The 26105-nt window shown below is 66.3% G+C and carries 27 protein-coding genes; 10 read left to right on the top strand and 17 right to left on the bottom strand.

The features are described 5' to 3' along the window. Positions 1-42: 42 nt before the first annotated feature. Positions 43-621 carry a hypothetical protein gene (locus tag ACQR1H_RS07385; RefSeq protein ID WP_316239579.1) on the top strand — a complete coding sequence of 193 codons (579 nt, stop codon included), beginning with the start codon at positions 43-45 and terminating at the stop codon, positions 619-621. A gap of 79 nt (positions 622-700) precedes the next feature. On the opposite strand, the gene ilvC is transcribed toward ACQR1H_RS07385, so the two are convergent. The 7 genes from ilvC to miaA form a co-directional block, all read right to left on the bottom strand. After that, on the bottom strand, positions 701-1720 hold the full coding sequence (gene ilvC / locus ACQR1H_RS07380; protein ID WP_315713342.1) for a ketol-acid reductoisomerase: 1020 nt from the start codon (positions 1718-1720) through the stop codon (positions 701-703). A 150-nt stretch (positions 1721-1870) separates the two neighbouring features. Next, the gene (locus ACQR1H_RS07375; RefSeq protein WP_434880284.1) at positions 1871-2473 is read right to left on the bottom strand and encodes a LysE family translocator; all 603 of its coding nucleotides are present in this window, start codon (positions 2471-2473) and stop codon (positions 1871-1873) included. A gap of 271 nt (positions 2474-2744) precedes the next feature. After that, positions 2745-3434, bottom strand: a complete 690-nt coding sequence (locus ACQR1H_RS07370) for a class I SAM-dependent methyltransferase (protein WP_434894391.1) — start codon at positions 3432-3434, stop codon at positions 2745-2747. A 3-nt stretch (positions 3435-3437) separates the two neighbouring features. Further along, complete coding sequence (ilvN, locus tag ACQR1H_RS07365) at positions 3438-3980, bottom strand: acetolactate synthase small subunit (RefSeq protein WP_315805569.1); 543 nt, start codon at positions 3978-3980, stop codon at positions 3438-3440. A gap of 175 nt (positions 3981-4155) precedes the next feature. Continuing rightward, entirely contained in the window at positions 4156-5139 is a 984-nt protein-coding gene (locus tag ACQR1H_RS07360) for a threonine dehydratase (RefSeq protein WP_434907352.1), read from the bottom strand. A 266-nt stretch (positions 5140-5405) separates the two neighbouring features. After that, complete coding sequence (locus ACQR1H_RS07355; RefSeq protein WP_434907351.1) at positions 5406-7175, bottom strand: acetolactate synthase 3 large subunit; 1770 nt, start codon at positions 7173-7175, stop codon at positions 5406-5408. Between the two features lie 443 nt (positions 7176-7618). Next, positions 7619-8536: a tRNA (adenosine(37)-N6)-dimethylallyltransferase MiaA gene (miaA, locus tag ACQR1H_RS07350; RefSeq protein ID WP_316239577.1), complete on the bottom strand. Its 918-nt coding sequence runs from the start codon at positions 8534-8536 to the stop codon at positions 7619-7621. A 3-nt stretch (positions 8537-8539) separates the two neighbouring features. Here miaA and serB point away from each other — a divergent pair, with 3 nt between their 5' ends. Then, a complete protein-coding gene (gene serB, locus ACQR1H_RS07345; RefSeq protein ID WP_316239576.1) occupies positions 8540-9430 on the top strand; it encodes a phosphoserine phosphatase SerB in 891 nt (296 codons plus the stop codon). A 392-nt stretch (positions 9431-9822) separates the two neighbouring features. Beyond that, positions 9823-10092, top strand: a complete 270-nt coding sequence (locus ACQR1H_RS07340; RefSeq protein WP_316217063.1) for a hypothetical protein — start codon at positions 9823-9825, stop codon at positions 10090-10092. Positions 10093-10112: 20 nt separating this feature from the next. Here the strand turns inward: ACQR1H_RS07340 and ACQR1H_RS07335 are convergent, their stop codons facing one another. Continuing rightward, positions 10113-11480 (bottom strand): MFS transporter, encoded by a 1368-nt coding sequence (locus ACQR1H_RS07335; protein WP_316239575.1) that lies wholly within the window; start codon positions 11478-11480, stop codon positions 10113-10115. 143 nt (positions 11481-11623) lie between these two features. Between ACQR1H_RS07335 and ACQR1H_RS07330 the strand changes: the two genes are divergently transcribed. The 7 genes from ACQR1H_RS07330 (at position 11624) to arsH (ending at position 16150) form a co-directional block, all read left to right on the top strand. Then, positions 11624-12553 carry a LysR substrate-binding domain-containing protein gene (locus tag ACQR1H_RS07330; RefSeq protein ID WP_316239574.1) on the top strand — a complete coding sequence of 310 codons (930 nt, stop codon included), beginning with the start codon at positions 11624-11626 and terminating at the stop codon, positions 12551-12553. A 25-nt stretch (positions 12554-12578) separates the two neighbouring features. Then, positions 12579-13109 carry a GNAT family N-acetyltransferase gene (locus tag ACQR1H_RS07325; protein WP_316239573.1) on the top strand — a complete coding sequence of 177 codons (531 nt, stop codon included), beginning with the start codon at positions 12579-12581 and terminating at the stop codon, positions 13107-13109. 167 nt (positions 13110-13276) lie between these two features. Continuing rightward, positions 13277-13573 (top strand): ArsR/SmtB family transcription factor, encoded by a 297-nt coding sequence (locus tag ACQR1H_RS07320; RefSeq protein WP_316239572.1) that lies wholly within the window; start codon positions 13277-13279, stop codon positions 13571-13573. Beyond that, complete coding sequence (locus tag ACQR1H_RS07315) at positions 13570-14622, top strand: permease (protein WP_434907350.1); 1053 nt, start codon at positions 13570-13572, stop codon at positions 14620-14622. Before ACQR1H_RS07320 ends, ACQR1H_RS07315 begins: the two co-directional genes overlap by 4 nt. Positions 14623-14638: 16 nt before the next feature. Then, on the top strand, positions 14639-14875 hold the full coding sequence (locus ACQR1H_RS07310) for a thioredoxin family protein (protein ID WP_315805558.1): 237 nt from the start codon (positions 14639-14641) through the stop codon (positions 14873-14875). Further along, entirely contained in the window at positions 14860-15372 is a 513-nt protein-coding gene (locus ACQR1H_RS07305) for a GlcG/HbpS family heme-binding protein (protein WP_316183573.1), read from the top strand. The genes ACQR1H_RS07310 and ACQR1H_RS07305 overlap by 16 nt, the downstream gene beginning before the upstream one ends. 76 nt (positions 15373-15448) lie before the next feature. Then, positions 15449-16150 carry an arsenical resistance protein ArsH gene (gene arsH / locus ACQR1H_RS07300; RefSeq protein WP_434907384.1) on the top strand — a complete coding sequence of 234 codons (702 nt, stop codon included), beginning with the start codon at positions 15449-15451 and terminating at the stop codon, positions 16148-16150. Positions 16151-17356: 1206 nt separating this feature from the next. On the opposite strand, the gene ACQR1H_RS07295 is transcribed toward arsH, so the two are convergent. The 9 genes from ACQR1H_RS07295 to ACQR1H_RS07255 all read right to left on the bottom strand — a co-directional run bounded on the left by ACQR1H_RS07295 (position 17357) and on the right by ACQR1H_RS07255 (position 26095). Then, entirely contained in the window at positions 17357-18859 is a 1503-nt protein-coding gene (locus ACQR1H_RS07295) for a Do family serine endopeptidase (RefSeq protein ID WP_315805556.1), read from the bottom strand. 230 nt (positions 18860-19089) lie between these two features. Further along, positions 19090-19296 (bottom strand): DUF2065 domain-containing protein, encoded by a 207-nt coding sequence (locus ACQR1H_RS07290; RefSeq protein ID WP_315713359.1) that lies wholly within the window; start codon positions 19294-19296, stop codon positions 19090-19092. Between the two features lie 120 nt (positions 19297-19416). Further along, the gene (gene hflC, locus ACQR1H_RS07285) at positions 19417-20358 is read right to left on the bottom strand and encodes a protease modulator HflC (RefSeq protein WP_434848484.1); all 942 of its coding nucleotides are present in this window, start codon (positions 20356-20358) and stop codon (positions 19417-19419) included. Further along, entirely contained in the window at positions 20355-21482 is a 1128-nt protein-coding gene (hflK, locus tag ACQR1H_RS07280) for an FtsH protease activity modulator HflK (RefSeq protein ID WP_434848483.1), read from the bottom strand. The genes hflC and hflK overlap by 4 nt, the downstream gene beginning before the upstream one ends. Positions 21483-21732: 250 nt before the next feature. Further along, positions 21733-22245: a dihydrofolate reductase gene (locus ACQR1H_RS07275; RefSeq protein WP_315805553.1), complete on the bottom strand. Its 513-nt coding sequence runs from the start codon at positions 22243-22245 to the stop codon at positions 21733-21735. Then, positions 22242-22727, bottom strand: a complete 486-nt coding sequence (locus ACQR1H_RS07270) for a GNAT family N-acetyltransferase (protein WP_315805552.1) — start codon at positions 22725-22727, stop codon at positions 22242-22244. The genes ACQR1H_RS07275 and ACQR1H_RS07270 overlap by 4 nt, the downstream gene beginning before the upstream one ends. Positions 22728-22730: 3 nt before the next feature. Next, positions 22731-23525: a thymidylate synthase gene (locus ACQR1H_RS07265; protein WP_316183603.1), complete on the bottom strand. Its 795-nt coding sequence runs from the start codon at positions 23523-23525 to the stop codon at positions 22731-22733. A 268-nt stretch (positions 23526-23793) separates the two neighbouring features. Further along, positions 23794-25308: a tripartite tricarboxylate transporter permease gene (locus ACQR1H_RS07260; RefSeq protein ID WP_315805550.1), complete on the bottom strand. Its 1515-nt coding sequence runs from the start codon at positions 25306-25308 to the stop codon at positions 23794-23796. Positions 25309-25315: 7 nt separating this feature from the next. Continuing rightward, the gene (locus ACQR1H_RS07255; protein WP_315805549.1) at positions 25316-26095 is read right to left on the bottom strand and encodes a tripartite tricarboxylate transporter TctB family protein; all 780 of its coding nucleotides are present in this window, start codon (positions 26093-26095) and stop codon (positions 25316-25318) included. Between the last annotated feature and the right edge of the window lie 10 nt (positions 26096-26105).

Here is a 26105-nt window from a genome sequence, read left to right as displayed (position 1 = left end):
GCTGCCGAAATGGACTACAATCGCAATAGAAGGAGATGTTCCATGACTCTCGACGTTCTCGCCCGATCTGGTTCCGGGGCTCGCCTCGCGCCCGTTCCGCAACGGCATGCCGCTGCGTTCTGCTTCGCGCTGCTGACAGCGGCCTGCGCGCTGGCGAGCTTCGTGTTCGCCTGCGCGACGCCGTTTGCGGCCTTCGCCGTGATCGCCGCCGCCATGCTGCCGCTGCGCATGGCGCTGCCGGTGATGCTCGGCGCCTGGCTGGTCAACCAGGGCGTCGGCTTCGGCGCGCTGCACTATCCGGTCGATGCCAACACGCTGGCCTGGGGCGCCATGATCGGCGTCGCGGCGCTCAGCGCCACCGTCATAGCCCGCATGGCGCTGGCGGCCTTGCGCACGGCACCAGCGCCGGCCGCGTTTGCCGTCGCGCTCCTCAGTGCCTACGCCGCCTATGAGCTGGTGCTGCTGGCCGCCACGCCCGCACTCGGCGGGGCCGCAAGCTTCGCGCTCCCGATCGTCGCCCGCCTCGGCCTGACCAGCGCCGCTTGGCTGGTCGGCCTCGTCGCGGTCAGTGAGATCGTCCGCCTGCTGACCCCACTGGTCTCGCGCCGCGCGGCCTCCTGACCGGCGACCATCTCCTAGCCACCAAACAAAAACGGCGGGCCTCGGCCCGCCGTTCTCATATCCGATCGTCGTCGCAAGCTCAGTTCTTGCTCTTGTCGACCAGCGCGCCCTTCTTGATCCAGGGCATCATGTCGCGCAGGCGGGCACCGACTTCCTCGATCGGGTGCTGGGCAAGCTTGGCGCGGGTCGCCTTGAACGAGGTCTGGTTGACCTTGTTCTCCAGCATCCAGTCGCGCGCGAAGCGGCCGGACTGGATGTCGTCGAGCACGCGCTTCATCTCGGCCTTGGTCTCCGGCGTGATGATGCGCGGGCCGGTGACGTACTCGCCGTACTCGGCGGTGTTGGAGATCGAGTAGTTCATGTTGGCGATCCCGCCTTCATAGATCAGGTCGACGATCAGCTTGACCTCGTGGAGGCACTCGAAATAGGCCATCTCCGGCGCGTAGCCGGCCTCGGTCAGCGTCTCGTAGCCGGCCTTGATCAGTTCGACCAGGCCGCCGCACAGCACCGCCTGCTCGCCGAACAGGTCGGTCTCGCACTCTTCCTTGAAGGTCGTCTCGATGATGCCGGCGCGGCCGCCGCCGATCGCCGAGGCGTAGGACAGGCCGAGGTCATGGGCGTTGCCCGAGGAATCCTTGGCGATCGCGATCAGGCAGGGCACGCCGCCGCCGCGCTGGTACTCGGAGCGGACGGTGTGGCCGGGGCCTTTCGGCGCGATCATCAGCACGTCGAGATCGGCGCGCGGGTCGAGCAGGTTGAAGTGGACGTTCAGGCCGTGGGCGAACACCAGTGCGGCGCCCTGCTTCATGTTGTCGTGCAGGTGCTCGCGGTAGATGTCGCCCTGCAGCTCGTCCGGGGTCAGCATCATCACGAGGTCGGCCCACTTCGCGGCCTCGGCGACTTCCATCACCTTGAAGCCGGCGCCTTCGGCCTTCTTGGCCGAGGCCGAGCCCTTGCGCAGCGCGATCGCGACGTCCTTGACGCCGGAATCCTTCAGGTTGAGCGCGTGGGCGTGGCCCTGGCTGCCATAGCCGACGATGACGACCTTCTTGCCCTTGATCAGGTTCAGATCGGCGTCGCGATCGTAGTAGACACGCATTGTCGTTTCCTCTTTGAGATGGCCGGAATTGGCTGAAAAGTCAGACGCTTGGGTGAGGCACGGGCGGCTGCGCCCGGACGAAATCCGGCCCGTGTCTAGAGCATTTTGGGTCCCGTTGGAAACCCCGATCTCGCATGGCGGCGGCGTCCTTCATGCGTCCATGAAGACGGGATAGAGCGAGGCGAGCAGCAGCGCGGCCATCAGGATGTTGAAGGCGCGGACCGCACGGTCGGAGCTCAGCAGCGGCCGCAGTGCGGTGCCGAACAGGGTCCAGGTGACGGTCGAGCCGATCGCCATCACGAAGCTGATCGCGACCTGCAGCCCGACATTGGCCGGAAAGCTGGCAATCGCGGCATAGGCGGTGATGGTGCTGATCACCATCACCCAGCCCTTGGCGTTGACCCACTGGAACAGCGCCGCGCCCCAGAACGACATCGGGCCGCGCGGCGTGGTGTCCTCAGGCTTGGTCGATCCGGACAAGGCGATCGCAACCGCCAGGTAGATCAGATAGGCCGCGCCTAGATATTTCAGAACGTCTTGCAGGACCGGGTAGCGGATGAACACCGTGGCCAGCCCGAAGCCGACCACGCCGACCATGAAGGCGAAGCCGAAGCTGACGCCCATCATGTGCGGCACCGTGCGGCGGAAGCCATGGGTCACGCCCGACGACAGCAGCATGATGTTGTTCGGCCCCGGCGTGAACGCCATCACGAAGGCGAAGGTGACGAAAGCGATGAGGAGCTGCTGGGACATCAGGACGTTCTCGCCGCAAGCAAGCACTGACTTGCGGTCACCTGCGCATGGCGGCCGCGCCCGTCGCGGCGCGGGCAGTGCAACCTCGCCCCGCTTGCGGGAAGAGGTCGGATTGCATCGCCAGATGCAATCCGGGTGAGGGGGTACAGGTCTAACGGCGAACGCTCCCCGTGCGGCTGCCCCTCACCCCGACCCTCTCCCCGTAAGAACGGGGAGAGGGAGCGCACCGTCGCCTGCGCGAAAGTGAGACTCACCAATCTGCCGCTCATAGCTAGCCCTGCCCCGCCGGCTTCTGCAGCACGTAGGTCGCGTGCATCGGGGCGTGATAGTCGGCGGACACCGTGACGAAGCCGACCTCGGTCAGCATGCGCTCCATCACCCAGGCGAAGGTGGAGTTCTCGTCGCGCATGTGGGTGATGACGCTGTCGCGGGCGAGGTCGTGGTTCTTGATGTTGAAATCCGCCCATTGCTCAACCGAGCGCTCCGCGCCGTCGGGCATGGAGACATAGACGATGTCGCGCAGGAAGAACTGCGCGCCCGGCTTCAGCGCCGCGAAGATCCGCGCCAGCGCCACCGCCTTCCAGAAGTCTGGCAGGTGATGCAGCGTGAACTCGCTGGCGATCAGGTCATAGGTGGCAGCCTCATAGGCGAACGACAGCAGCCCCGCCGAATGCATCCGCACCGCGGTACGGCGGTCGCGGGTGTAGATCTTGGTCAGCGCCAGCATCGCCGGCGAGATGTCGATGGCGTCCACCACGGCCCCCATCAGCGCCGCTTCCGTCGCCAGCACGCCATTGCCGCAGCCGATGTCGGCCACCCGCCAGCCCGGCTTGACACCGAGCATCTTCAACGCGGCGCGCGCACGCTCGTCGGCATCGTCGCCCGAACCGTAGATCGAGGCCACGGCATGATCGAGACCGATCCGGTTGCGTTCGTTGTAGTACCAGTCGCGCGCCAGCATGGCTCACATCCCTTCCGGTCCCCGCCCGATCGCCGCAATGCCGGTCCTGGCGACTTCCACCAGGCCCAGCGGACGCATCAGATCGATGAATTGCGTGATCTTGTCGGTGTTGCCTGTGATCTCGAACACGAAGCTCTCGGTCGTGGCGTCGATCACGCGGGCGCGGAACGCATCCGCCAGCCGCAGCGCCTCGACCCGCGGCTCGCCGATGCCGCGCACCTTGACCATCGCCAGCTCGCGCTCGATCGCGCGTTTCGTCAGCGTCATGTCGACGACGCGATAGACCGGGATCATGCGGTCGAGCTGATGCTTGATCTGCTGGATCACCATCGGCGTGCCGGTCGTGACGATGGTGATGCGCGACAGGTGCTTCTGGCTCTCGGTCTCGGAGACGGTGAGGCTCTCGATGTTGTAGCCGCGCCCCGAGAACAGGCCGATGACCCGCGCGAGCACGCCGGGCTCGTTCTGCACCAGCACGGCAAGCGTGTGCGTTTCGTTCGGATCGTGGCGGTCTTCGATGAAATAGGCGGAGGCTGGCTGGTTCATTGGTGTCCCCGTGTTGGCCAAGTCGTCATGGCCGGGCTTGTCCCGGCCATCCACGTCGAGCATCGCAGGCGCGGCTCGTGGATGCCCGGGCCTTCGCCGCGCCGAAGCGGCTTCGGCCGCGCAGGCGGGTCAAGCCCGGGCATGACGGCGGTATGTGGAGTGAGCGGAGTGCCCATTACGACAACTCCGCCATTTCTTCGGTTGCTGCCGGCAGCACCCAGCGCCTGAACAAATCGAGATCGATGTTGCCGCCGGTCAGCACCAGACCGACGCGCTTGCCGGCCAGCCTGCCCTTTTCCTGCAAGGCGGCTGCGAGCGACGCCGCACCAGCGCCTTCGGCGAGATTATGCGTGTCGGTCCACAGGATGCGCACGGCCTCGGCGATCTCGGCGTCGCTGACCTGCACGATCCGCGAGGCGCCTTTCAGGATGATCGCGAGCGCATCCGCATCCGGGCTGCGCGTGGCAAGACCATCGGCGTGGGTGTCGGCGCTGTTGGTGGTCACCACCGTGCGCGCAGCGAACGACAGCGCGTAGGACGGCGCCTCGGTCGACTGCACGCCGACGATCTCGGTCTTCAAACCGAGGAGATCGCGCGCCAGGATGCAGCCGCAGATTCCGGAGCCCTGGCCGATCGAGACGTAGAGCATGTCGAGATCGGGGGCGCTGCGCAACAGCTCCAGCGCGTAGGTCGCGACGCCGCGCACGAGATCGCGATGAAACGACGGCACCATGTGCAGGCCGTCGCGCGTGGCGTGACGCCCGGCTTCCTCGCGCGCCTCCTGGAAGTCGCTGCCGTGCTCGATCAGCTCGGCGCCGAACGCCGCCATCGCGCGGTTCTTCTCGACCGAGTTGCCCTGGGGCACGTAGATCATCACCGGCAGCCCGTTGCGACGGCCGGCGAAGGCGATGCTCTGGCCATGATTGCCGCGGGTCGCGGTGATCAGGCCGCGGACATCGGGCTGCGTGCGCTTGAGGCTGTCGACATAGACCAGCCCGCCGCGCACCTTGAAGGCCCCGGCTGGGGTGTGGTTCTCGTGCTTGACGACGACGTGCGTCCCCAGCCGCTGCGCCAGCAACGGCCACGCATGCGCGGGCGTCGCCGGCACCGCGGCGGCGACGATGGCGTGGGCGGCTTCGAGCTCAGCGAGCGTGAACATGGAATTGCTCATTTGTCAGAAGCGGACAGCTCCAGGCGCCGCTGCGCTCCCTCTCCCCGTTCTTACGGGGAGAGGGTCGGGGTGAGGGGCAGACGCACGGGAAGTGCGCGTGGTGAGACCTGTACCCCCTCACCCGGATCGCATCTGGCGATGCGATCCGACCTCTCAGCGCGAGCGAAGCTCGTCGCACCCCCGCAAGCGGGGAGAGGTTGAGAGCCAGACTGCCGAACGCGCGTGCCATCACCGCACCATCACTCCTGCCGAACTCACACCAGCGCCTTGCCACCCGCGAACGCCGCGGCCGGATCGGATGCCTCGGCCGGCAGGATCATCTCGTTGTGCGCCTTGCCCGAGGGGATCATCGGGAAGCAGTTTTCCAGCGCGGCGACGCGGCAGTCGAACAGCACCGGCTTCTTGACCGAGATCATCTCCTTGATCGCGCCGTCGAGGTCGCCGGGCTTGCTGACCTGCAGACCAACGCCGCCATAGGCTTCGGCGAGCTTGACGAAGTCCGGCAGCGCCTCCGAGTAGGAATGCGACAGCCGGTTGCCGTGCAGCAGCTGCTGCCACTGCCGCACCATGCCCATGTACTGGTTGTTGAGGATGAAGATCTTGACCGGCAGCTCGTACTGCACGGCCGTCGACATCTCCTGCATCGTCATCTGCACCGAGGCGTCGCCGCCGATGTCGATGACCAGGCTGTCGGGATGCGCCACCTGCACGCCGATCGCCGCCGGCAGGCCATAGCCCATGGTGCCGAGGCCGCCCGAGGTCATCCAGCGGTGCGGCTCCTCGAAGCCGTAGAACTGCGCCGCCCACATCTGGTGCTGGCCGACCTCGGTCGTGATGTAGGTGTCGCGGCCGCGCGTCAGCTCGAACAGCCGCTGGATCGCATATTGCGGCATGATCACGTCGCGGTTCGGCTTGTAGGCGAGCGAGTTGCGCGCGCGCCAGACGGCAATCTCCTGCCACCACGACTTGATGTCCGGCTTCTTCGCCTCGGCCCTGAACACCTGCAGGATGTCGGCGAGCACGTCGCCGCAATCGCCGATGATCGGCACGTCGACGCGGATGTTCTTGTTGATCGAGGACGGATCGATGTCGATGTGGATCTTCTTCGAGCCGGGCGAGAACGCGTCGGTGCGCCCGGTGATGCGGTCGTCGAAGCGCGCGCCGACGCACAGCATGACGTCGCAATCATGCATCGCCATGTTGGCCTCGTAGGTGCCGTGCATGCCGAGCATGCCCAGCCAATTCTTGCCCGAGGCCGGATAGGCGCCGAGCCCCATCAGGGTCGAGGTGATCGGGAAGCCCGTGACCTCGACCAGCTCGCGCAGCAGCTTCGAGGCGTCGGGCCCGGAGTTGACGACGCCGCCGCCGGAATAGATCACCGGCCGCTTGGCCGAGGCCAGCAGCGCCACGGCCTTGCGGATCTGCATCGCGTCGCCCTTGACGCGCGGCGAATAGGACACGTGGACGTCCGACTTGCGCGGCGGATGATAGGTGCCGGTCGCGAACTGCACGTCCTTCGGCACGTCGACCACGACCGGCCCCGGCCGGCCCGTGGTGGCGACGTAGAACGCCTCGTGCAGCACCTTGGCGAGGTCGTTGACATCGCGGACCAGCCAATTGTGCTTGGTGCAGGGCCGGGTGATGCCGACCGTGTCGCATTCCTGGAACGCATCGTTGCCGATCAGGTGCGTCGGCACCTGGCCGGTGATGCAGACCAGGGGAATCGAATCCATCAGTGCGTCCGCCAGCGGCGTCACCATGTTGGTCGCGCCGGGGCCCGAGGTCACCAGCACGACGCCCGGCTTGCCGGTCGAGCGCGCATAGCCTTCGGCGGCGTGGCCGGCGCCCTGCTCGTGGCGGACCAGGATGTGCTCGACCTCGCTCTGCTGGAAGATCTCGTCATAGATCGGAAGCACCGCGCCGCCCGGATAGCCGAAGATGTGCTGCACGCCGTGGTCGATGAGCGCGCGCACGATCATCGCGGCGCCGGTCATCTGGTTCGGATCGTGGCTCTTGTCGGTCATGGTGGGCTCCGGATCGCTGGGTCTCAGCGGCTTGTCGTTTTGGTCGGTCGGTTCGGTCGGCTGGTTTTCTGTTGGTTCAGCGTGGTCGGGTCGCTTCGGGCAATAAAAAAGGGCCCTGGAAGGCCCTGCGCACCGCTCGGATCATGGATGGCCGCTAGCCATCCCCGGCGATGCGCCTGGGTACGACTACGATAAGGAGGGCAATAAAGTTGCGCATGATGCCGAGCAAGCTTCCCAAAGGTTGCGCGAAACATAGCCATGGTTGCCTCGATGTCAAGGCAAAGCCGGCTCTGCTGCGCGATTTATGAATGTTAACGCGGAATTTTCCGTTCGGCGAGCGGTAATTTGGCCATCACGCCGTCATTGCGAGCGAAGCGAAGCAATCCAGGGGCCCCACTCGACAACTCGGGATCGCTTCGTCGCTGCGCTCCTCGCGATGACGATCAGAGGGATGCCACCCACGCCCGCGCCGCCTCGGGGCTCATCCACTCGAACTCCGGCAACTGGTGCCGGAACCAGGTGAACTGCCGCTTGGCGTAATGGCGGGTGTCGGCCTTGCCGATGGTGGCCGCCTGCTCCCGCGTGATCTCCCCTCTGATATAGCGCATCAACGCCGGCACGCCGTGGGCCTTCATCGCCGGCAGCAGCGGATCGAGGCCGCGTGCCGCCAGCCGCTCGACCTCCTGCAACGCGCCGCGGTCCAGCATCAGATCGAACCGCGCGTCGATCCGCTGATACAGCGCCTCGCGCTCGGGAGCGATGAACAGCGCCCGATAGCTGCCCGCCGGCAGCAGCGGTGGCGTCGTCTCCGCGTGCCAGTCGGCCAATGGCCGACCGGTGGCCTCGATCACCTCCAGCGCGCGGGCCACGCGGGTGCGGTCGCGGACGTTCAGCCGCGCGGCCGCCGCCGGATCGCGTCGCGCCAGCTCGGCATGCAAGGCCTCGACGCCGTCGCGATCGAGCCTGAGGCGCACCGCGTCGCGCACCTCATCCGGCACGGGCGGCACCGCGGACAGCCCTGATGTCAGCGCCTTGAAATACAAGCCGGTGCCGCCGATGAAGATCGGCAGCCGCCCGGCCCGCTGCACCTCGCCCAGGATCTCGGCGGCATCCCGGACAAAATGGCCGGCCGAGTAGTTCACGCTGGCATCAACATGGCCGTAGAGCCGGTGCGGCACGGCGGCCTCCTCGTCGCAGGTCGGCCTTGCCGTCAGCACCCTCAGATCGCCGTAGACCTGCATGGAATCGGTATTGATGACGACCCCGCCCGCTTTTTGCGCAAGTTCCATCGCCAGCGCCGACTTGCCGCTGGCGGTCGGCCCTGCGATAAGCACCGCTTTGTTGATCCCTGGCAAAGTCACCTGATGTCTCTCGTCGCCACCTTCATCTGCAATCCCGCCGATCCCGCGCTTGATACCACGATCGTGGAGGCCTTCCTGGCCGTGCTGCCGTCGCCGGGCACGCCGCGCTGGCTGTTCGACGAGGTCGCGATCGACATCCCGTTCGCCCATGACGGCGAGGTCCACAAGCTCGAGGCGCGCCTGCGCGACCTGCGCGGCGACATGCCGATCGACATCGTCGTGCAGGCGGAAGCGGTCCGGCGCAAGAAGCTTTTTCTCGCCGACATGGACTCGACCATGATCGGCCAGGAATGTATCGACGAGCTCGCCGACTTCGCCGGGCTGAAGCCCCGCGTCGCCGCCATCACCGAGCGCGCCATGCGCGGTGAGATCGCATTCGAGCCGGCGTTGCGCGAACGCGTTGCATTGCTGAAGGACCTGCCGGTGAGCGTCGTCGACGAAGTCCTGACCAAGCGCATCAAGCTGACGCCGGGCGGCCGTCATCTGGTGATGACCATGCGCGCCAACGGCGCCTATACCTGCCTGATCTCCGGCGGCTTCACGCTGTTCACCAGCGCCATCGCGGCCAAGATCGGCTTCCAGGAGAACCGCGCCAACGAGCTCGTCGTCGACGGCGGCAAGCTCACCGGCGAGGTGCGCGAGCCGATCATCGGCCGCGACGCCAAGCTCGCCACCCTGATCGAGCTGCGCGAAGCGTTCGATCTCGACGCGATCGACACGCTCGCGGTCGGCGACGGCGCCAACGACCTCGGCATGATCGAGGCCGCCGGCCTCGGCGTCGCCTATCACGCCAAGCCCGCGGTCTCGGCCGCCGCCTCGGCCCGCATCGACCACGGCGACCTCACCGCCCTGCTCTATGCCCAGGGCTACACGCGCGATCAGTTCGTGGACTGACGAGACTGCGGCCGCGCGGCAGGCCATTAATCAATGGTTTTGCGAACGCTCGAAGATTGCAGTCGCATTGCCCATGGGCGAATCGCCGCCCGAGCAAAGCCGTTGCCAAAGCCCTGCCTTCATCGGCTCTCGATCAGCGCATCATCAGGATTTTGTTTCAATCCAGCGCACTCGCACGCAACTCCATTCCAATCTCATTTCAGATCGCAAATCACATCATTCACCTTCCGCATCAAGGCGGCACGTGAACTGCCATTTTAACCGCATCACCAATCCATGAATTGTCAAATCATGCTGCAGCGCATATAAAGCTGACAACGCTAGGGAGTGTCCAAGGAAGCGAAAGCGATTGCAGGTGATGCAATCGATCATCGTCACAGAAGGACCTCCCGATGACCATCAAGCACATCATTCCCGGCTCTCTTCTTGCCCTCGCGCTGCTGAGCGGCGCGGCTGTTGCCGGCGAGCTGCCGAGCTACGAAGTCGGCGCGCTGCCGGCCACCCCGCACCAGCTCTCCGTCGTCGGTGCATCCGCCGCGCAGCAGACCGTTGCGATCAATGCGGACAGCACCGCCACCCCGGTCCAGCTCTCTGTGCTCACCCAGCATCGTCGCAGCGCCGCTCTCGCCGTGCCGGCGACCGTCGGCAGCGTTCGCAACTGATCGACAGGCCGTCTCCGCCATCAGGCAACTTGCTGCTGCTTCTCCCCGCAGGTCGGCGCGACCGTGGCCGAGGGCAGCAGCAGGAGTGCCGATGCGCTCGCCGCCGCGCAGACCGGCGCAGCGACCCAGAATACCCACGCGTAGTTCGGTACTTCGCCTGATCTCCCCAACACCGCGCCGAGCACCGCGATGCCGATCGCAAAGCCGGCTTGGCGCATGACGACCGTCACAGCCGCGGCCATCCCAGCCTGATCGGCCGGGACCAGCGCAACCACGGCCCCCGACAATTGCGGATGGGCCAGCGCGGCTCCGCTTCCGATCACGGCCATTGCGATGTGCACGAGCCACGACCGGAGCGCCGGATCGGGCATGGCCAGCGCGCCGACGAAGACAAGATTGCCCAGGGCGATGATAGCCAGCGCGACCGTGAAGTGCCGCCGCCATCCCCACCGGACGACCAGTCTTGCACCGAGCGGCGGCAAGACCAGCATCGGCAACGTCGCCGCGAGCATCGCAAACCCGCATTCGGAGGCAGTCCAGCCGAACGTCGCACGGAGAAAACCCGGCAGGAAGACCAGCACGGCCCAGTAGCCGAGCGATACGGCATTCAACAGCAGCGCGACGGCAACCATCGCGCGGTTGAGGAAGATCGCTGGATCGAAGATCGGCTGCGTGCGGCGCCGCTGCTGCCAGAGGAAGGTCGCCCCAAAAAGCGCCGCCAGCACGACCCCCAGGATCAGTTCCGGTCCGCCGTGACCGTGCAGCAGGGTTGCAATCAGCATGCAGAGCGCCGCGCTAAGAAGACCCATCCCGAGATAATCGAGCGGACGCCGCGCCGAACTGCGCATTTCGGGAACGAGCCGGGGAATGCTCCAGGCCGCCAGCAGGCACGCCGGCAGATTGGCGGCGAAGATCCAGCGCCAACCGATCCACGCGGAAATGCCGCCACCGATGCTCGGTCCGACCGCCATCGCAACGCCCGAGACGACGCCGAGCCCCCCCAACACGCGCGTGCGCAAGGCGGCCTGCGGATAGAGAGCGGCAATCAGCGCAATGCCGCCGGTCATCACGAAAGCCGCGCCCAGTCCCTGCAACACCCGCGCGAGCCCGAGGGTCAGGCCGTCGGCCGACAGCGCGCACACGACCGATGCGGCGGCAAAAACGAGGTTGCCGCCGAGCATCGCTCGGCGACGGCCCAGGCTGTCGGCGAGAGCGCCCGCGACCAGAAGCGCCGCCGTGAAGGCGAGGCTGTAGCCGTCCATCATCCAGGCCTGGCCGGCGATCCCAAGCCCAAGCTCGTCCGCGATGGTGGGCAAGGCCACCACCACGGCGGTCACATCGAAATTGGTGAGGAAAGCCGCCAGGCTCAGGGCGAGCGCCGGCCACATGGACGGCGCCGTTGCGACGTCGGCCGACGATGACGTGGAACGGGCTGTCGGCATTTGGCGGCCTTCGTCATGGAGAGGGACGGGCCAAAGATATGGCCGGCGCACCCATTCACGTCAGCATGAATCTCGTTCATACTTGGCCGATGCGATCTCTTCCGCCATTCGACGGTCTCGTTGCCTTCGAGGCCACCGCCCGCCACCGCAGCATGACCTTGGCAGCGACGGAGCTCGGGCTAACGCAGAGTGCTGTCAGCCACCGGCTGCGCAAGCTCGAGACCTATCTCGGCGCCAAGCTGTTCAACCACCGCAGCGGGACCGGACTGTCGCCGACGACGGCCGGCACCTCGCTGCTCACGGAGATCGTTGGTCTGCTCGACGAGATGGCGCTGCTGCGCGCGCGCTACCGCGCCGCCGCGCAGCCCGCGGTGTTGAAGGTCGGCGTGAGCGCAGCCTTGTCGCACTACTGGCTGGTGCGTCGGTTGCCCGGCTTTCTGTCCAGACACGGCGATGTCGGCGTCGAACTCGTCGTCGCCGAGAGCGAGGCTCAGGCGCGCGCAGCTGATGTCGATCTCCAGGTGCTGTGGTTGCCGAAGGCTGCGGCGCGCGCGAGCTCGACGCAACGGCTGCTGTTCAGAGAGCGCGTCTTTCCGGTCGCCATGCCGCGCCTGTTGCCGCGCGGCCGCGCCTTGCACGATGTCCGCAATCTCGCGAACTACCCCATCATTCACAAGGGGCGCGCCGGCCGCGACGACGGCGCTGAATGGTCATGGCCCGCATGGTTCGAGAGGCTCGGCCTCGGCGCGGAGGCTCCCGTCGGCATTCGGGTCGATACGATCAGCCTGGCGCTCGCCGCAGCGATCGAGGGCGCCGGCGTGGCGCTGGGACGATCGCTGCTCGTGCATGACGCACTGGCCGAGCGCCGCCTGACGCGCGTCGTTTCGGCCGAATGGGACGTGCCGTCCAGCAAGGTGCATGTCGTGCGCTGGCCGGCCGTGCTCAGCAGCGATACGCGCGTCCGGTTTTTCACGAGCTGGCTCGCGAGCGAAGCAGCGCTGCTCTCCGATAGTGAGTGATGCGTAGACAGGATATGAAGATTTCTTGAGTGACATCATCATCCGCGCCGCGACCAGCGAAGACGCGCCGGCCGTCGCGGCGCTCCATGCGGCGAACTGGCGCGACGCCTATGCCAACATCCTCGCGCCGGAGTTTCTCAGCAGCGCCATCGACGCCGACCGGCGCGCGGTCTGGACGCAGCGGCTCGGCACGCCGGCCGCGGATCAACTCGTCAACGTCGCACGCGACCCGGCCGGGTTGATGCGCGGCTTCATCTGCTGCTATCGCGACGCCGACCCGGTGTGGGGACATCTGGTCGACAATCTTCACGTCGCGGCCGAGACCAGAGGCTCGGGGCTTGGAGAGCGGCTGCTTCGCGGCGCGGCTCGCCTGCTTTCGGCAGGCGCGTCACACTCTGGATTGCACCTCTGGGTCTTCGAGGCCAATGTCGCCGGCCTCCAGTTCTATAGGCGGCTTGGCGGCCGCATCGTCGACACCAAGCCCTCCAGCATTCCCGCGGCTGACGGAAAGACCGTCCTGCGCGTGCATTGGCCTGACATCACTCAGCTCGCCTGATCCGGCATCGCCGGTGCGCGCAGACATACAGCCCGCAAGCCGCTGAGCCCAGTTTGCATCATCCCCTCGACGGGTCCGGGAATTGTCATCGCCGGCAGCGGCGTGCCAAGACAAAGGATATCATATGCGCTATTGCGCAAATACGCAAATACGAATATATCTCCGTCATGTCCGATCCTGTTCCGCTGCTCGCCGCCCTGGCCGAGCCGACCCGCCTCGCAGCCCTGCGCATCCTGTGGGATGGCGGCGAGCATTGCGTCTGCGAACTCATGCGGCAGCTGGGCGCAAGCGCGTCGCGCATGAGCCGGCACATGGCGGCCCTCAAGGCCGCAGGTCTTGTCATCGACCGACGCGACGCCCAGTGGGTGCGGTATCGGCTGAGCCCCGACCTGGCGCCTGACCGGCGCGCCATTCTCGAGACCGTCATGGCGGCCATGGCTGAGCCGAACAGGAACGCAGCATGAAAACCGAAACTTCAACCTATCCTGACGGGTCGGCATCGGCTGTGATCTGGATCGTCGCGACGGCCGCTGCGGTCGCGATCTGGTTTGCGGTCTACTGGCAGCTGGAAGCGTTCTCGGCATGGCTGGTGTCGTTGCTGCCGGTGTCCCGCGACAGCCATCTGGAAGAAGCCGCGCGGTTCTTCGTGTTCGACGCGCCCAAGGTCCTGATGCTGATGACGCTGGTCGTGTTCGGCATGGGCGTCGTGCGCAGCTTTTTTTCAGCCGAGCGAACCCGTGCATTGCTCGCCGGCAGGCGCGAGGGCCTCGGCAATGTCGCGGCTGCGATCCTCGGCGTATTCACTCCCTTCTGCTCATGCTCGGCGGTGCCGCTCTTCGTCGGCTTCGTCTCGGCTGGCGTCCCACTCGGCGTGACCTTCTCGTTCCTGATCGCGGCGCCAATGGTGAACGAGGTCGCGCTCGGCCTGCTGTTCGCGCTGGTCGGCTGGAGGATCGCCGCAATCTATCTGGCCTTCGGCCTGGCGGTCGCGATCGTGGCGGGATGGATCATCGGACGACTGCATCTCGAAGGCTGGCTCGAGGAATGGGTTCGCAACGTGCGCGCCGGACAGGCGGAGCTGCAGCCGGATTCACAGACCGTCGCCGATCGGATCCGGGCCGGGATCGACGCGGTGCGCGACATCGTCGGCCGCGTCTGGGCTTGGATCATCATTGGCATTGCGGCGGGCGCATTCATTCACGGCTATGTCCCGAACGACCTGCTCGCCTCGATCATGGGCAAGGACCAATGGTGGTCCGTGCCGGCCGTGGTGCTGATCGGCGTGCCGATGTACGCCAACGCTGCGGGCATCATTCCGGTCGTCGAGGCACTGCTCGGCAAGGGTGCGGCGCTGGGGACGGTGCTCGCCTTCATGATGAGCGTCATCGCGCTTTCGTTTCCCGAAATGCTCATCCTGCGCAAGGTGCTGACGCTCCGGCTGATCGCTGTCTTCGCGGGCGTCGTCGCCGCCGGCATCGTCGCCGTCGGCTATCTCTTCAACGCCCTGTTTTGATGAAAGGACAAGCCCCATGAAGAACGTCAAGATTCTCGGCTCCGGCTGCAAGCGCTGTGTTCAGACCGCAGCAATGGCCTCCTCGGAAGCAAGCAAGCTCGGCATCGAGATCGAGCTGGAAAAGATCACGGACTTCGCCGACATCGCCAGGTTCGGCATCGCCTCGACGCCGGGCGTGGTGATCGACGGCAAGGTCGTTCATGCGGGCGGCCTGCCGAAACCAGAGGACATGGCGAAATGGCTGTCGACGTGATGTTGCGTCTGCTGCTCGCAGCCGTCCTCTTGCTCGGCCCGGTTGTCGTTGCGCGCGCCGATGAGCCCACGTGGACGCGGCGGATCATCGCGCCGGACACGGCGCTCAAGGCGGCACAGGCGGCGCTCGCCGAGTGCCGCAAACGCGGCTGGCAGGCCGCCGTGACCGTGAGCGATCCGTCGGGGCTTGCGCTGGTCACCCTGCGCGACCGTTTCGCTGGCTGGCATACGCTGGAGGCCGCGACGGGCAAGGCGCGGACGGCGGCGAGCTGGCGCGAGGCGACGAGCACGCTCGCAGCCCGGCTGGCTCGACCGGACGCCGCGGAGCGGGCCATCGTCAACGTTCCCGGCGTTGTCATGGTCGGCGGCGGCATGCCAATAGAGGCCGCTGGCCAGCAGGTCGGAGCGATCGGCGTATCCGGCGCGCCCGGAGGCGACAACGACGACATCTGCGCGAAGGCCGGCATCGAAGCGGTCGCCGCGGACATCGCATTCTGAGCGCCTGGAGGGCGAGCCACGAACGAGAGCGGCCACTGCTCGCCAATTCCGGAGGATGCTCGAATTGTCTGACACCATGCCCCAATTGGACGAAGCCTCCTTCCATCCGATCGACCGCGCCAAGCTGCTGGAGCCTGAGCTCTCCTCCCACCCTCCACGCATCCTGCTGCTGTACGGATCGCTCCGGCAACGCTCGTTCAGCCGCCTCCTCACGGAGGAAGCGGCGCGCGTCCTCGCGCGCTATGGCGCGGAGACACGCACCTTTGATCCGCGCGGACTGCCGCTGGTCGACGACGCCGAGCCCGATCATCCGAAGGTCCGCGAGCTGCGCGATCTCGTGACTTGGTGCGAAGGCATGGTGTGGTGCTCGCCGGAGCGGCACGGCGCGATGACCGGCGTGATGAAGACCCAGATCGACTGGATCCCACTGTCGCTCGGGGCCGTCCGGCCGACGCAGGGCAAGACGTTGGCCGTGATGCAGGTCAGCGGCGGCTCGCAGTCGTTCAACGCCGTCAATCAGCTGCGCGTCCTCGGCCGCTGGATGCGCCTGATCACCATTCCAAACCAGTCCTCGGTGCCGAAGGCCTTCGCGGAGTTCGACGACGCTGACCACATGAAGCCGTCGCCCTATTACGATCGCGTCGTCGACGTGATGGAAGAGCTCGTCAAGTTCACGCTGCTGACGCGCGACCGGGCTGAGTATCTCGTCGACCGCTATTCCGAGCGCAAGGAGAATGCCGAGGCGCTGTCGAAGCGGGTCAACCAGCGATCGCTGTGAGGCTCCGGCTGCGCGCTCCACCCTGCCCGGAACGTCGTCGCCGGCCGGCGGAGGCGCTGCAGGAGCTTCTGAAAAAAATAATCTTCTTGCGCTTTATCTGAAATCATGATTATCTCCCCGCATCCCGCCTCACTGCGGAGGGGCGTTGCGCGCGATCGTCACGACACGCGAGGTGGGATGCGATGGCCGCGGTGAAGCCGCAGCGTGTCTTCGGGCACGCCGACGAACGGCTTTACTGCGGACGTGAAATCGCAGCGTCCTGATACCCCGACGCTGGTATCAAGCCGCGATGGCGCTGATGTGCCGCGTGGTGATGGTGGCCAACAAGCCCGGCGCACCAGGGAGACTGCGTATAAGCGTGAAGACCGTCGCGCAGGGAATGCCGGAGTGTTCGGCACCACCTGTGGTACCTGCCGCCTGCATTTTTTCCGCAGGCGGGCCATGGGTGAGGCCTTCACCCGGCATTCCCTGCGCCCTCTGCACCGTTTGCGAGGGACGAACTGATCGCAGGCCTCGGGCATGATGTGCCGCGAGATTGCGATGGCATGTCCCTCGGACATGCTCGCTGTGCCCAACTCAGCTGTTTGAACCGTGAATCCGCCCCCACCCGCCGCCCTCGTGCCCGACAGGCCGCGACGCGCGAAAGCGCGGCACCGATCCGGGATCGATACGCCGCAGCAGAGGTGATGGGCAAAATGCCAATGACCAGCCTGTCCCAAACCGCTGCCTGGGGTTGCGGGTCCCTGCTCAAGGCCGGGACGACAAGGGAGTGTGGAGCTGCGTAGGGTAAGCAAAGCGGCCGCCCGAGGGCGGTCGCGCGCCGACCGGCCATCCACGAATACTGACGGCCATGGTGGGCACGGCGCGAAATCGATCCGCGCATGAGGCGGGCAGCGGGGGCGCGCCTTGACCCACCCTACCTACTACCTACGAACTACCAACTCAGCAACCATCAGCGCGCCGTCAGATACAGCGCCCTCCCCCCTTGTGGGAGAGGGCATGTACGGCCCATCACAGCATGCTGTTGGGTGAGGGGTATCTCTCCGCGAGTGAAACTCTTGGAGAGATACCCCTCACCCAACCGAGCCTGCCGCTCTTTCCTACATGCCCTCTCCCACAAGGGGAGAGGGCGCATTCACTTGCATTGCGCTCATCTTCGCATCTCAAGGCGCGCAGAAGGCTAATGGTTACGACCGCCTGAAGCCCCTATTGCAGGCTCAACGCCACGAAGCGCAGCTCGCCGTCGGCGTTGGAGACGAGCAGCAGCACCGACTTCTTGCCGTCCTTCTTGAGCTGGTCGACGCGCTTCTTGATGTCGGCGCCGGAGGTCACCGCCTCCTGGGCGACCTCGACGATGACGTCGCCGGCCGACAGCCGCTTCTCGGCGGCGTCGGAGGCCTGGTCGACGCCGGTGACGACGACGCCCTTGACGCTGTCCTTGATCTTGTAGCGGGTACGCAGGTCCTTCGACAGCGCGGCAAGATCGAGCCCGAGCGCCTTCTGGGTCACCGGCTTCTCGGCCGGCTCGTCCTTCTTGATCGCCGCCTGCTGCACCTTCTCGTTGTCCTCGAGCCGGCCGAGCTTGACCTTGAGCGTCTGCTCCTGGCCCTTGCGGATGACGATGACGTCGACCTCCTTGCCGACGGCGGTGTCGGCAACGATGCGCGACAGGTCCTTCGGCTCCTTGATGTCATGGCCGTCGAACTTGACGACGACGTCGCCCGGCTCGATCCCGGCGGGCTTCGCCGGTCCCTTGTCGTCGACGCCGGCGACCAACGCGCCGCGCGCCGGCTTGATGTTGAGGCTCTCGGCGATCTCGTCGGTGACGCCCTGGATGCGCACGCCGAGCCAGCCGCGGCGGAGCTCGCCGAACTGGCGCAACTGGTCGACGACGCCGGCCACGGTCTTCGAGGGCACGGCGAAGCCGATGCCGATCGAGCCACCCGAGGGCGAGATGATCAGCGTGTTGACGCCGATGACCTCGCCATCAAGGTTGAACAGCGGGCCGCCGGAATTGCCGCGATTGATGGCGGCGTCGGTCTGGATGTAGCTGTCATAGGGCCCCGACGAGATGTCGCGGTTCTTGGCCGAGACGATGCCGGCGGTCACGGTGCCGCCGAGGCTGAACGGGTTGCCGATCGCGACCACCCAGTCGCCCAGCCGCAGCTTGTCGGAATCGCCGAACTTGACCACCGTCAGCGGCCGCGGCGGCTTGAACTTGAGCACCGCCAGGTCGGTCTTCTTGTCGACGCCGACCAGCTCGGCCTTGATCTTGGTGCCGTCGTTCATGATCACGTTGATCTCGTCGGCATCGGCGATGACGTGGTTGTTGGTGACCACGACCCCGGACTCGTCGACGATGAAGCCGGAGCCCAGCGAGTTGGTGCGGCGCGGCGAGTTGTCGGCCCCGCCCCGGCCGCCCGGACCGCCGCGGCGGTTCTTGAAGAAATCGTCGAAGAACTCCTCGAACGGCGATCCCGGCGGCACCTGCGGATTGGCGTTGCGGTTCTCGGACGAGCCGCCCTTGGGCTCGACGGTCTGCGAGGTCGAGATGTTGACGACGGCGTCGATCACCTTTTCGGCGACATCGGCGATCCCCTCCGGCCCCCGCGCCGAGGCCGGGACCGGCGCGAGCGCCCAGCCCGCGGCAAGAACCGCCGCGGTCAGGATCGGACGCAGTCGACGGCGGAAAGCAAGGGTCGCGGTCATCGGGCGGATCTCCAGAAAAGTCGGCAAATTCAACCGTTACAGTGCGCCGGAACCGGCGGAGGACGCAAGCACGCCGGATCGGACCGCAGATTCATCATTGAGGGCGACCTAATACGGCAAAATGGCGCAGCCATCGCCTCACAATGGCGTTGGCCGGGCGGTTGACGGTCATTGCCGCGGCCGGACCTCGTTCCTGTGCGGCCGTGCGCAGGCAGACGGCGATGCACACCTCAGATCGGCCGCCGGATCACCCAGATCAGGACCAGACCGGCCACCGCCGAGCCGATGCCGACCGCGCGCAGCACGTTGTCGGGCGTGGTCATCGCGGTCTTCATGGCCCGCCGCATCCACTCCGGACTGGCCGCGAACAACAGGCCTTCGAGCACGAACAGGATACCTAATCCGATGAGGAAATCGGAAAACGCAATGGACCTCATCGGACCCGGACCTCCCGTTCGATCTTCTTGATATGTAACGGGGCGAAGCAACGGCTTCGCCCCGTCCATGTCAACTCTTATTCACCCGGATCAACCGCCCTGGTCATCGGGGCCGACGCATCAGGGCTTGGGCGCCGGCACCGCGGCCGCCGCGGTCGAGCTGCTGGCGGTGGACGGCGTCTCCCCCGCCGGCTTCCCCGAGGGGTTGGCGAAGTAGCGGAAGAACTCCGAATCGGGCCGCAGCAGGAAGCGGGTATCGCCGGATTTCAGGCCGTTCTCATACGCCGTCATCGAGCGGTAGAAGGCGAAGAAGTCGCGGTCCTTGCTGTAGGCCTCGGCGAACAGCCGGTTGCGTTCGGCATCGCCGGCGCCGCGGGTCTGCTCCGCCTGCGAGTTGGCCTCGGCGACGATCACGGTAGCCTCGCGATCGGCCTTGGACCTGATCTCCTGGGCCTTCTGGCCGCCGAGCGCCCGGAACTCCTCGGCCTCACGCTGCCGCTCGGTCTTCATCCGGTTGTACACCGCCTGGCTGTTGGCCTCCGGCAGGTCGGCGCGGCGGATGCGGACGTCCACCACCTGGATGCCATAGGCGTCGGCCTCCTTGTCGAGCTGATCGCGGATCTTGCGCATCAGCGCCTCGCGCTCGTCGCGCACGACTTGTGTGAAGGTGACCTCGCCGAGCACGCGGCGCAGCGCGGCGTTCAGCAGCGTGCCGAGCTGGACGTTGGCGGTCTGGATCGAGCCGACGCTCTGGTAGAACTGCAGCGCGTTCTTGATCCGGTAGCGCGCGAAGGCGTCGACCACGAGCCGCTTCTGGTCGAACGCGATCACCTCCTGCGAGGGGTTCTCGAGGTCGAGGATGCGCTTGTCGATCGAGATCACGTTGTCGATGAACGGTGCCTTGAAGTTCAGGCCGGGCTCGGTGACGACGTCGACCGGCTTGCCGAACCGCACCACCAGCGCCTGCTCGGTCTGGTTCACGGTGAACAGCGAGCTGTAGCCGATGACGACGAGCACGAGCACGGCGACGAGCGCGACGATGCCTGCAACGGGGGACCTCATCGGACGCCTCCCTGCTGAGCGGCCGGCGCCGGACGGCGCGGCAAGAGATCGCCGAGCGGCAGCAGCGGCACAGGGCCGCCGGTGGCGCCAGAGTCGAGCACGAGCTTCTCCGAGCCACCGAGCACGCGCTCCATGGTCTCGAGATAGATCCGTTCGCGGGTCACGTCGGGCGCCTTCTTGTACTCGTCATAGACCTTGAGGAAGCGCGCGCTCTGGCCCTTGGCCTCGGCGATCGCCTGCTCCTTGTAGCCCTCGGCGACCTGCAGGATCTGCGCGGCACGACCCCGCGCCTCCGGCACCACCTTGTTGGCGTAGGTCTGGGCTTCGTTCTGGAGACGCTCGAGGTCGGCACGCGCCGCCTGGACGTCGCGGAACGCCTCGATCACCTGGGCCGGCGGATCGACCTTCTGCATCTGCACCTGGGTGATCTGGATGCCGGAGCCGTAATTGTCGAGCGTCTTCTGCATCAGCTCCTGCACGTTCTGCTCGATCACGGTGCGGGCGCCGGTGAGGATCGGCTGGATGTTGGAGCGGCCGATCACCTCGCGCATCGCGCTCTCGGCCACCGCCTTCACGGTGCCCTCGGGGTTCTGGATGTTGAACAGGAAGTCGGCCGCGCCCTTCGGCTTGATGCGCCAGAGCACGGTGACGTCGACGTCGACGATGTTCTCGTCGCCGGTCAGCATCAGGCTCTCCTCCGGGACATCGCGACCGCTGCGGCCGCGCCGGCCGGGATCATCATTGGCGGTGATGCCGATCGAGATCGAGTTGACGCGCAGCGCCTTGGGCAGCAGCACGGTCTCGATCGGATAAGGCAGGTGATAGCGCAGGCCCGGCTGCTCATCGCGGACATATTTGCCGAAGCGCAGCACGACGCCGAGCTCCTCGGACTGCACGCGGTAGATGCCGGAGGCGAGCCAGATGATGATGGCGCCGAGCACGATCAGGAGCACGCCCGCGGTGCCGAAGCCGCCGCCCGGCACGAACTGCTGCAGCCGGTCCTGGCCGCGCCGCAGAAGATCTTCCAGGTCGGGCGGCCTTGGACCGACCGGTTGCGGTCCCGAGCCCCAGGGCCCCTTCGGACCCTGACCCCACGGGCCTCCGCCCTGATTCTTCCACGCCATCGATCGATCTCCTCCGAGAGGCTGAGTGTACACCAACGCCGGCCCCGACGGTCGCCGGGTTATAAGGGACGGCCCCGCCCCTTACAACGTAGCGCTCCAGCTAAGCCCGAACCGGGTTTTGTCAATGTAAACAGGGCCGGAAGCGCCGGTTTGCCGCGGCCTCAGCTCCGCCACACGGCCAAACTGCGCGACTTCATCATTAACGGATGGTCTTGGACGGGCCGTCGCGTCGATCCCGCCGGCGAAACGCTCACCGCCGCCGGCGATAGGTGACGTAGGAGAATTCGGCCTGATCGTCAGGCCCCGAGGCATGGCGCTGCCGCGCCACCTCCTCCCATCGGGCCGGGTCGATCGCCGGAAACACGGTATCGCCAGGCGGGCTCGCATGCACCTCGGTGATCTCCAGCCGGTCGGCGATCGGCATCGTTGCAGCAAAGAGCTCGGTGCCTCCGATGACCGCGATCTCCGCGGCTGAACGCCGCAGCGCATCACCACGCGCGATGACGAGCGCTTCATCGACGGTATGGGTCACGATCGCGCCATCAGCGCGAAACTCGGCATTGCGGGTGACGACGATGTTGGTGCGGCCCGGCAGCGGCCGGCGCGGAAACGAGATGAAGGTCTTGCGGCCCATCACGATCGGGCGCCCCATGGTCATCGCCTTGAAGCGCTGCATGTCGCTCTTCTGCCGCCACGGGATCGCACCGGCGGCGCCGATGATGCCGTTGTCGGCGACTGCGACGATCAGCACGATCTCGATCACGGCGCCCTCTCCGCCAGCTGAGCCAGAGCCTCGCCGGTCACCTTGCACAGCGTCCACTCGTCCATGAGCTCGGCGCCGAGCGATTTGTAGAAAGTGATGGAAGGAGCATTCCAGTCGAGCACCGACCATTGCAGCCGCGCCCAGCCCTTTTCGATGCAGGTGCGCGCGAGATGGCCGAGCAAGGCCTGGCCGATGCCGTTGCGGCGAAACGCCGGCCGCACGAACAGATCCTCGAGATAGATCCCTGGCTTGCCGGCAAACGTAGAGAAGTTGACGAACCAGACCGCGAAGCCCGCCACCGCGCCGTTCCATTCGGCGAGATCGCAGAACAGCGTCGGATGCTCGCAGAACAGCGCGGCGGCGATGTCAGCCTCGCTCGCGCCGACCTCGTGCGAGAGCTTCTCGTAGTCGGCGAGCTCCCGGATCAGCGCGAATACGCTTCCGATGTCGTCAGGCCCGGCGCTACGGATCGAAACCGGCATGCGTCAGACCGCGACCTCGGCCTTGATATGCGGATGCGGATCGTAGCCGGCGAGCGCGAAGTCCTCGTAGTGGAAGCCGAAGATGTCCTTGACGTCCGGATTGAGCGTCATGGTCGGCAGCGGACGGGGCGCACGGGTGAGCTGCAGGCGGGCCTGCTCGATGTGATTGGAATAGAGATGCACGTCGCCGAAGGAGTGCACGAATTCACCGGGCTTCAAATCCGTAACCTGCGCCACCATCATCGTCAGCAGCGCATAGGATGCGATGTTGAAGGGCACGCCGAGAAAGACGTCGGCCGAGCGCTGGTAGAGCTGGCACGACAATTTGCCGTTCACGACATAGAACTGGAACAGGCAGTGGCACGGCGGCAGCGCCATTTTTTCGACGTCGGCCGGGTTCCAGGCCGTCACGATCAGCCGGCGCGAATCCGGATTGCGCCTGATCATGTCGATCACGCCTCCGATCTGGTCGATATGGCCGCCGTCCGGCGTCGGCCACGAGCGCCACTGATAGCCGTAGACGGGGCCGAGATCGCCATTGCCATCGGCCCACTCGTCCCAGATCGTCACGCCGTGATCGTGCAGATATTTGATGTTGGTGTCGCCCTTGAGGAACCACAAGAGCTCATGCACGATCGCCTTCAGCGGCAGCCGCTTGGTGGTCACCAGCGGAAAGCCGGCCGCAAGGTTGAAGCGCATCTGGTGGCCGAACACCGACAGCGTGCCGGTGCCGGTGCGGTCGTGCTTCTCGGCGCCGTCGGACAGGATGCGTTCGAGCAGGTCGTGATACTGGTGCATGGTGCGCGCTGGCGGCCTTTCGCGGAAGGCGGCGAATGTAACGGCAGGGATCGCCCGGCCCTAGCCTCGACTCGGCCCGGTCGCCAATTATACCCCGAAAAATGTCGGCCGCAGCCGCAATTGACAAGGGCGGGACCGCACGTTCCGCCTCCTCCCGATCCATGGCTGTTCCGTACCAGCTCGCCGGCTTGAGGACCGCGGACCATTTGACGATCTCGCCCTTGACCAGGGTCCCGAGCGCCTCCGGCGTCCGGTCCGCCGACGCTGGTCAGCCTTCGCTTTCCACGAAGACCTCATCGCGCTTGCGGCGCAGCGTCGGCAGCACCGCCAGCACGAGCAGCCCCGCCGCGATCGCGAGCAGCACGGCCGACAGCGGCCGCGTCAGGAACACCGACCAGTCGCCGCGCGAGATCAGCAGCGCCCGGCGCAGGTTCTCCTCCATCAGCGGGCCCAGCACCATGCCGAGCAGCAGCGGCGCCGGCTCGAAATCATGCTTGATCAGCCAGTAGCCGACGAGGCCGAACGCGCCCGCCAGGACCACGTCGACCGGCGCGTTGTTCACCGAATAGATGCCGATCGCGCAGAAGATCACGATTGACGGGAACATCAGCCGGTATGGCACGCGCAAGAGCCGCACCCAGATGCCGACCAGCGGCAGGTTGATGATGATCAGCATGAGATTGCCGATCCACATCGAGGCGATCATGCCCCAGACCAGATCAGGCTGCTTCTGCATCACCTGGGGGCCCGGCACGATGCCGTGGATGGTCATCGCGCCGACCATCAGCGCCATCACCGCATTCGGCGGAATGCCGAGCGTCAGCAGCGGAATGAAGGAGGTCTGCGCCGCCGCGTTGTTGGCGCTCTCCGGCGCCGCGACGCCCTCGATCGCACCGCGACCGAACCGCGACGGATCTCGCGCGAGTTTCTTCTCCAGCGTATAGGCCGCGAACGAGGCGATCACCGCACCTCCGCCCGGCAGGATGCCGAGGATCGAACCGAGCAGCGTGCCGCGCAGGATCGCCGGCGTGGAGTCTTTCAGATCCTTCCTGGTCGGCATCAGGCCGGTGATCTTCTTCTGCACGAGGTCGCGGTCCATCTCCGCGCCGGCATCGAGATTGCGGATGATCTCGGCGAAGCCGAACACGCCCATCGCGACGGTGGCGAAGCCGAGGCCGTCGGCGAGTTCGGGAATGTTGAAGGCCATGCGCGAAACACCGGTCTCGATGTCCGAGCCGACCATCGACAGCAGCAGGCCGAGCACGATCATCGCGATCGCCTTCAGCACCGAGCCCTTCGCCAGCACGACCGCGAAGATCAGGCCCAGCACCATCAGCGAGAAATACTCGGCCGGGCCGAACGCCAGCGCGAGCTTGGTCAACGGCGCGCCGAGGATCGCAATCAGCACGGTGGCAACGCAGCCGGCGAAGAACGAGCCGATCGCGGCGATCGCCAGCGCCGGACCGGCACGGCCCTGCTTCGCCATCTGGAAGCCGTCGAGCGCGGTCACCACCGACGTCGCCTCGCCGGGAATGTTGACCAGGATCGACGTGGTCGAGCCGCCATACTGCGCGCCGTAATAGATACCGGCCAGCATGATCAGCGCGCCGACCGGCGGCAGGCCGAAGGTGATCGGCAGCAACATCGCCACCGTGGCGATGGTCCCGATGCCCGGGAGAACCCCGACCAGCGTGCCGACCAGCGCGCCGATCAGGCACATCAGCAGATTGATTGGCGACAACGCGACGACGAAACCGTGGGCGAGATTTGCAAACAGATCCATCACGCCCTCACTGCAAAAGGAAACGCGGCAACAGCGGCATCGGCAACCCCAGCACGTAGGGGAACAGCAGCGCGCAGCCGCCGGTCAGGCAGATGCCGACGATCAGGGCCTCGCGCCAGCGCGTCTCCGGGCTGCCGATCGCCGCGATCAGGAAGCTTGCAAGCCCCGTGATCAAGAGTCCGAGCGGGCGAATGGAGACGGCGAAGGTCAGGATCGCGAGCGAGACGAACAGCGGTCCGCGCCAGTGATAGGTCGCAAGCTGCGCGCCTTCACTCACGACGCCGATCACGGCCACGGCGGCTCCGAGCCCTAGCAGCAGCAGACCGAACATCCGCGGCGCAGTTCCGGCACCGAACGAGAAGCCGCGCATGCCTTGCAGGTCGCTGGAGGCCCACAACGCGAACAGCGCGATCGCCATCAGCACGACGCCGCCGAAATAGTCCTGCGCCGCGCGCGGACGGACCATGAATGTGAACACTGCGACCGCGATCAGCGGATAGGTGTAGATGAGAGCCAGCAGAACATCGGAAGACAGCGAGGTCTTGCCGCTTGCGGCATATTGCTGCGCCAGGCTCGGGATCGCCATCGACAAGGCCGACGCATGGGCCGCAATGACCTGTAGCGGACCACGTCCGGATAGTGGACCGACAAGACCGGCCAAGGCAATCAGCAGCTCGATGATCTGTGGCGCGAAGGCAAGGACCAGAATGATCGATGCGGCGGTCACGCTGCGGGCGGCCGGCATGCCCGCCGTTTCGCCCGACAATTGGCCCGTGGTCTCGGCCATGCCTCGCCCT

Source organism: Bradyrhizobium sp. HKCCYLRH2015 (assembly GCF_051168215.1).
Lineage (GTDB): Bacteria > Pseudomonadota > Alphaproteobacteria > Rhizobiales > Xanthobacteraceae > Bradyrhizobium.
Note: the sequence above shows the minus strand (reverse complement) of the source record. Positions and strands in the feature narration are given on the sequence as shown.